This is a genomic window from Oleiphilus sp. HI0117 (assembly GCF_001635235.1).
In genome coordinates this window covers 1-2802 of record NZ_LWGA01001040.1, presented here as the reverse complement: position 1 = coordinate 2802, position 2802 = coordinate 1, and the positions used below count along the sequence as shown (strand labels likewise).

The 2802-nt window shown below is 38.3% G+C and carries 5 protein-coding genes; all 5 read right to left on the bottom strand.

What is annotated here, in order from left to right:
- Positions 1 to 129: 129 nt before the first annotated feature.
- The 5 genes from A3757_RS18675 to A3757_RS18650 all read right to left on the bottom strand — a co-directional run bounded on the left by A3757_RS18675 (position 130) and on the right by A3757_RS18650 (position 2672).
- The gene (locus A3757_RS18675; protein WP_156492024.1) at positions 130 to 486 is read right to left on the bottom strand and encodes a hypothetical protein; all 357 of its coding nucleotides are present in this window, start codon (positions 484 to 486) and stop codon (positions 130 to 132) included.
- Positions 487 to 992: 506 nt separating this feature from the next.
- Positions 993 to 1334 (bottom strand): hypothetical protein, encoded by a 342-nt coding sequence (locus tag A3757_RS18665; protein ID WP_068567947.1) that lies wholly within the window; start codon positions 1332 to 1334, stop codon positions 993 to 995.
- A 107-nt stretch (positions 1335 to 1441) separates the two neighbouring features.
- Entirely contained in the window at positions 1442 to 1771 is a 330-nt protein-coding gene (locus tag A3757_RS18660; RefSeq protein WP_068567945.1) for a hypothetical protein, read from the bottom strand.
- Between the two features lie 59 nt (positions 1772 to 1830).
- The gene (locus tag A3757_RS18655; protein WP_068740074.1) at positions 1831 to 2205 is read right to left on the bottom strand and encodes a hypothetical protein; all 375 of its coding nucleotides are present in this window, start codon (positions 2203 to 2205) and stop codon (positions 1831 to 1833) included.
- A gap of 110 nt (positions 2206 to 2315) precedes the next feature.
- Positions 2316 to 2672, bottom strand: a complete 357-nt coding sequence (locus A3757_RS18650; protein ID WP_068740072.1) for a hypothetical protein — start codon at positions 2670 to 2672, stop codon at positions 2316 to 2318.
- Positions 2673 to 2802 lie beyond the last annotated feature (130 nt).

The window sequence follows — 2802 nt, the reverse complement described above, 5'->3', positions numbered from 1 at the left end:
TTTCTTCACTGAGTGATTCTCCATTTTTCTCTTTTTAACAACGCCCGGTTGAAGCTTGAAGTTTCTACTATCAACCTATTTGAGACCGTCTAAACCGACCTCTATTAACTGTAAATAAAACTTTAATATTTACTCAAACACCCATAAATCAGTCACAATCGGTCTTGTAGAACTTCCGCCCCAGAATGGAATAGTCTCGCAACCATCTCCGTGAAGACCTATTGCTTTACCCGACGCAAAAGCAGCTAGTGCTGCCGATGTCATTAAACTTTGACCGTTTATATCAGGCTTAATATAAACGTGATTCTTAACGTTACATTCCGAGTTTTTTGGGACGTTTTCATTCAAAATCAAACTTAAACCACCATTTTTATGTACAAAATATCTTTTGATAGTGACACCTGGCCCCGATAGATCGGTTAAATACTCGTAGGCAAATAAATCACTTGAAATACACAATAAGCATACAGCTAGTATTTTTTTCATATCCTTAATTTCCACTAACAACCTAAAATAGCCATTCCAGAAAACGCTTCTGGCATCGTACATTTCCACCTATTTTTTGAGAATAATTACATCCACTTTACAATAGTGCCCGGAAGTTGACCCAGGCCACCGATTATCATCACCTAGCTTTCCATATACGATTACATTGCTGTTCGCATGATAAGCTGAGAGTAATAAACTGAAATTTGCATCAAACCCTTTCGAAATTGGTGACATCCAATATCCATAGCACTCCTTCCCTTCATTTTCAGTAAGCCAAAATCCTACATCCCCATTACCAAACTCAGTGTAGGCAAAAATTCGCTCGACTTTGGTATCAAAACTACTTTCTGTAGCGGAAAAACAGTTTACTGAATAAAGCGCTAAAACCACTGCTAACAAAAACACTCGCATTATTTAATACCTATCCCAATATAATCTTATGAGCCAAAAGTAGCTTATTTAAAAAGCCTAAATCAGCTTCTACAACCAACCTATAACTGTTATTAATCCCTTAAATACATCGCACCAGAACTTGTCATAGTGCTGTAAGACCCTCCATGCCACCCGATCTCTCTGCATTCATGTGCGTAAGCTTTAATTTTTTTACCCGCCATATAAGCAGCTAAGATGGTCGAATAAGTAATATCATATTGAGTGTTATCGATAGGAACCCAAAGATAATCTGATATCCCGCAATCATTCGCATCACCAAAATTACCTTTAACCATAAAACCTTGAGCCCTTACAATCTCAATCTCGGTAATGCGTCCACCATTTGTCCAACCGCCAGCAAAAACTGGCAATGCAACAAAGCAAGCTAGAATTATTACACTTACTTTTTTCATTAAATGTTCCTTTTAATCATTCAATAAGATATTTCACAATGTTAGCTTTAAGCCAAACGAAGTTTCCGTTATCAACCTAATATCGACTTTGATTAACCATTCATAACTTACAACATATAGGCCTGAATTAGCTCTGGATAGTCACACCCATCAGGACTCTTGTAATACAACCTGACCTTCTTATTAGCCATCTTTGCAGCCAACAAAAGGCTATAAATCTCGTTATAGTTTTTATTGGTATCCTTCCACAGAATTGTGCCCGTTGACTTAGTACAGCCTGAAAACGACACGCCTTTCAAGGTAAAATATGTGGCACCTTGAGACCTTGTCCCCGGATTTACGATATCAACTAGACTCCCTTCTGCTGGCGTCCATAAAGGGTTAGCATTCGAGAGTTCCGAAAAAAATAATAAAACAGATAATAATAGATATTTCACGCTGATAGTTTCCTTTACTTGAACTAGCTTCCGGCTTCAACCTAAATGAGACTTAAACATTAATCCTTAAATATTCGTACATCACCAACTGTCATTTGGTTATACTCAGCCATATCCCCACCAAACCAAGGGACTGTAGTACAAGAGTGAATATAAAAATTAACTTTCTTACTCGCCATCATGGCAGCCAAAAGCGTTGAGTATATGGTTTCATATTCTGCATGACTGCGTGGAACCCAAACTCTATCAACGTTTATGATATTTGAATTAGTGGTCTCGCACGCTGCTGGATTTCCAAAAGCTCCTAGAACCATCACTCCTTCACTACGAGCGAGAATAAGCTGCGTAGGCACTGCTGAAGCAGTTCTACCGTGCGCTGCGAACAGGTCTACGCTTATTAACAACATCACAACGGCAAAGATTATTTTTCTCATTTAGTAACTTCCTTATCCAACCTGTTTACGACGTTCTAATTTCCATCAGAGCCAACTCGCTTGAGCCTAAAAACAGCAGTAGGAAAATAGATCCGACACCTTTATCGTAACTAATCGAGCTTAACTCTATAGAGTGTTTCAATCGAAGAATATGTATCTCCACATACACCAGTCCCTCTCAAAGTCACTTTTTTACCTGCAGCGTACGCAGTTAAGAGAAACGAAATCATTGTTTGGGTTCTAGCATCCGATGCTACCGGTAGTACATATTCCCATGTCTGATTAGTTGTGCATGTTGTACCAGTCAATTCACCTTCAGCACTTATAAACAACACATCGCCATTAATAGAGTCAATCATTAGATTAGTAATCTCTGCGTTCGCCAGCTTAGTAGTTTCAGCAGAATTAGCATGATAACTAAACGCAAAGAAAAGTATTCCTAACATCAGAGTAATTTTTGATTTCATATTTCAACCTAAACCAGACAAAATGAATCCGTGATCTAGCCTTAATTCGATGTTTATTGTGTTCAGTACAGTATGATGTAACTAGCCTTCAGGTAACCATTATGGGTGGTGCATGTTGCACCATTTGCAT

Excerpts from the sequence above, each read along its gene's own strand:
- A3757_RS18675 (WP_156492024.1), bottom strand. The coding sequence starts at position 486 with ATGAAAAAAATACTAGCTGTATGCTTATTGTGTATTTCAAGTGATTTA.
- A3757_RS18665 (WP_068567947.1), bottom strand. The coding sequence starts at position 1,334 with ATGAAAAAAGTAAGTGTAATAATTCTAGCTTGCTTTGTTGCATTGCCA.
- A3757_RS18655 (WP_068740074.1), bottom strand. The coding sequence starts at position 2,205 with ATGAGAAAAATAATCTTTGCCGTTGTGATGTTGTTAATAAGCGTAGAC.
- A3757_RS18650 (WP_068740072.1), bottom strand. The coding sequence starts at position 2,672 with ATGAAATCAAAAATTACTCTGATGTTAGGAATACTTTTCTTTGCGTTT.